Raw genomic sequence first — 1,085 nt, forward strand, 5'->3', positions numbered from 1 at the left:
AAAATTGGATAATGAGGAACAACTTATCCAACTCGCACAAGAAATTGGTATCGATATTCAATAATTTACCCCTTCATATTTGCACTTTTTCATAAAAATGAGGAAACTTGACTTATTGACATCAAGACAAGTATTTCCTCTTTATGAGTAGCCCTCGTTTACGTGTTCAGTTCGAAACACTCTTTGAAAAATTTGCCGGTAACGACACAGAAGTTCAGCTAGAAGACATTACCGACGCTCTGTTTTGTACGCGACGAAATGCGCGTATCGTTCTCAATAAGCTCGAAGAAGAAGGGTGGATAGAATGGCACCCGGCTGCTGGCCGAGGCAAACTATCCAAACTGATCTTTAAACGCAATCGTAGTGACGTAAGCGAAAACTTAGCGAGACGCTATCTAGACGAAGGAAAGATTGGACAGGCGCTCGACGCGTTAGACAATGACGCCGCACGTTTAACCCAGGTGATTCAAGGTTATTTGGGATTGCAGCATCGACAAGGTGAGCAAGTCGTAAGATTGCCTTATTACCGACCGTTAGCCATGCTGAATCCGCAAAAGCCGATGCGTCGCTCGGAACAACACATCGCGCGACAAGTTTTTAGCGGTTTAACGCGTCTTGATGAAAACGAACAACTTCAACCGGATCTCGCACATACGTGGGAGGCGCTTTCTGACACTCATTGGCGTTTCTATTTGCGTCGTGGCGTACGCTTCCATAATGGTGAACCACTCACGACAGATTGTGTTGTAGAGAGCATTCTTGCCTTGAGTGGATTGAATTTGTTCTCTCACATTCAGCAAGTTTCGTCACCACAGCCTTGGACCGTTGATATTAAGCTTGTTCGTCCAGATCGCTATTTACCGTTAGCATTGAGCGAGTCTCAAGCCAAAGTCTTATTGCCACAAGCGCTTCGCTCTGAGGATTTTGACCGTAAGCCTATTGGCACAGGTCCGTTCCAAGTGAAAGTGAACGACGACAAACGCCTTATCCTTACTGCTTTCGATGGTTACTTTGGCTTTCGTCCACTGCTGGACCAAGTTGAAGTGTGGGTGATTGATGAAGCCTACTCATCAATGGTGTATCCA

1 protein-coding gene is annotated in these 1,085 nt (G+C 45.4%); it reads left to right on the plus strand.

Features of this window, described 5'->3' with window-relative positions; translation table 11 throughout:
• Positions 1-143 precede the first annotated feature (143 nt).
• Positions 144-1,085 (plus strand): SgrR family transcriptional regulator (locus R7O12_RS26540; protein WP_318127061.1); only part of this gene is annotated, 942 nt, incomplete at its 3' end.

The sequence above is a fragment of the Vibrio sp. Vb1574 genome, from assembly GCF_033338675.1.